1 protein-coding gene and 1 pseudogene are annotated in these 2,715 nt (G+C 64.8%); both read left to right on the forward strand.

Features of this window, described 5'->3' with window-relative positions; translation table 11 throughout:
- The first annotated feature begins 224 nt into the window (after nucleotides 1-224).
- Nucleotides 225-1,756, forward strand: a pseudogene (gene istA, locus H8A92_RS40170) (IS21 family transposase).
- Nucleotides 1,753-2,595, forward strand: a complete 843-nt coding sequence (istB, locus tag H8A92_RS40175; protein WP_229200769.1) for an IS21-like element helper ATPase IstB — start codon at nucleotides 1,753-1,755, stop codon at nucleotides 2,593-2,595. The pseudogene istA and the gene istB overlap by 4 nt, the downstream one beginning before the upstream one ends.
- Nucleotides 2,596-2,715 lie beyond the last annotated feature (120 nt).

Below are 2,715 nucleotides of genomic sequence, written 5' to 3' on the forward strand. Positions count from 1 at the left end.
TCGGATCGCGCGAGCTTGTTATAAGCCGCATTGCGCGGCGGCGATCAGGGTGAGACTCCAGCGACAATCAAGGTGAGACTGCGCCGATGGGGGCGGACCGAAGGGAGGGCGTAGCCCGACCGGAGGACCGTTCCCATCGGCGTCGCGCGTTTTTGGACCCGTCTGGCGGCCGGGTGCGGCTGGTGCAAGCTGTTGATTCGTCTCGACAAGAGGGAATCGATGCCTTGCCTGGCCTCCACATCACCGACCACCAGATGAGGCTGTACATGACCTACCGACAGACACTGTCCCCCGAGGCCGCCGCGGCCAAGGCGGGGTTCTCGAAGGCAAGCGCGTATCGGATCGAGGGCGATTGTCGCCCGCCATCGCAGAAGAAGACGCCGAGGGGCCGGCGCCGGTCCGATCCGCTCGCGCAGTATTGGGAGGCCGAGATCGTTCCGATCCTGAAGGCTGCGCCCGGCATCCGCGTGATCGGCGTGCTGGACGAGCTGCGCCGACGGCATCATGACCTGAACCCGAACATCCGCCGCACGCTGGAGCGGCGCATCAACGCCTGGCGGGCGCTCAACGGCCCGAACAGGACGTGATCTTCCGCCAGCAGCACGAGCCCGGCCGCCTGGGTCTGTCCGACTTCACCGACGTGAGCGCGCTCGGTATTACCATCGCGGGTGAGCCGCTCGATCACCGGCTCTATCACTTCCGGTTGGCGTTCTCCGGCTTCGAGCATGCCCATGTCGTGCTCGGCGGCGAAAGCTTCGTCGCCCTGGCGGAGGGCTTGCAGAACGCGCTGTGGGCGCTTGGCGGCGTGCCGCGGGAGCATCGCAGCGACAGCCTGTCGGCAGCGTTCCGCAATCTGGCCGCCGACGCACGGGAGGATCTGACGCAGCGCTACGCCGGGCTGATGGGCCACTATGGCATGGCGCCAACGCGCAACAATGCGGGCATCGCACATGAGAACGGCTCGATCGAGAGCGCGCACGGCCATCTCAAGCGGGCACTGGAAGATGCGCTGTTGCTGCGGGGGACGCGCGACTTCGCCAGTATCGATGCGTACCGGGCTTTTGTCGACGAGATTGTCGGCCGGCGCAACGCCAACCTCGCCAAGCCGATCGCGCTCGAGAAGGAGGCATTGGCGCCGTTGCCAAAAGGCCGCACGACCGACTTCGAGGAGAAAGTGATCCCGGTGACGTCGTCAGGCGGCTTCATCCTGCGGCGCGTGTTCTACACCGTGCCTTCAAGATTGATCGGCCATCGCCTGCGTGTGCGCATCTTCGACGACCGGCTCGAATGCTTCCTTGGCGTCACGCCGGTCGTGACGCTGCGGCGCGGTCGGCCCGTGTCCGAGAGCCAGGGCGGTCATGTCGTGGATTACCGGCACGTCATCCATGCCCTGCGGCGCAAGCCGATGGCGCTCCTCAATCTCGTTTATCGCGACCAACTCTTCCCGCGTGCAGCTTACAAACGTCTGTTCGAGACCTTGCGGGAGCATGGTGATGACCGGCGCGCCTGCAAGGTGACGCTCGAGCTTCTGGCGCTGGCTCACGAGCGCGCCTGCGAAGCAGAACTCGCCGAGGCGATCGCGATGGATCTGGACGCCGGACAGTTACCCGATCTTGCCGCGCTGCGCGACCGCTTCCGGCCCGAGGCGGCCTCGATCCCGCGTGTCGCCGTCAAGCTGGCGCCGCTCGACGTCTACGATGAACTCGCCTCCGTCAGCGTCATGTCGGGCCGCTCGAACCTGGGAGAGGCAGCATGACCGGTATCGCTACCTCCGTCGATGCTGCCCGTGTCGAGCTGCTTCTCAATGAGCTCCGCCTGCCGGGCGTCAAGGCGATCTGGCCGAAGCTCGCCGCACAGTCGGACAAGGAAGGGTGGCCTGCCGCCCGCTTCCTCGCCGCCCTTGCCGAGCACGAGGCCGCCGATCGCACCCGCCGTCGGATCGAGCGACACATGGTGGAAGCGCGTTTGCCCGCCAGCAAGACGCTCGCAACCTTCGACTTCGAAAGCGTGCCGATGCTATCAAAGGCACAGGCGATGGCGCTCGCCGCCGGCGACGCCTGGTTGAAGGCCGGCGCCAATTTGCTCTTGTTCGGTCCACCGGGCGGCGGCAAGACCCATCTCGGCGCGGCGATCGGCCTGGCTCTCGTCGAGAACGGTTGGCGCGTTCTCTTCGCGCGAACCACTGATCTGGTGCAACGGCTGCAGGTCGCGCGGCGCGAGCTGGCGCTGGAGTCCGCGATCGCCAAACTCGATCGCTATGACCTCCTGATCCTCGACGACATCACATATGTGAGCAAGGATCAGGCGGAAACCAGTGTGTTGTTCGAGTTGATCGCCGCCCGCTACGAACGACGCTCGCTGCTGATCACGGCCAATCAGCCATTTGGCGAATGGGGGCGTATCTTCCCGGACCAAGCAATGACATTGGCTGCCATCGATCGTTTGGTCCACCACGCCACGATCCTCGAGATGAACGTCGAAAGTTACCGTCGAAAAGTTGCCCTCGATCGCAAGCGCGGTCCAGGCCGGCCGCCTGTTCACACTACCCCAAACGAACTCGACAAGACTTTGATTGACGCTGGCAGCGCCGCTTGATTGTCGCGCAGCGTCAATCAACGCTTGCCAAGTTGACGGCCAGCGTCAATTATCTCCTGACTCGGCCGCCTCGTCTCATCTTGATTGACGCGCCGCTCTCATCCTGATTGTCGCGCTATA

The organism is Bradyrhizobium acaciae, from assembly GCF_020889785.1.
Taxonomy (GTDB): Bacteria; Pseudomonadota; Alphaproteobacteria; order Rhizobiales; family Xanthobacteraceae; genus Bradyrhizobium; species Bradyrhizobium acaciae.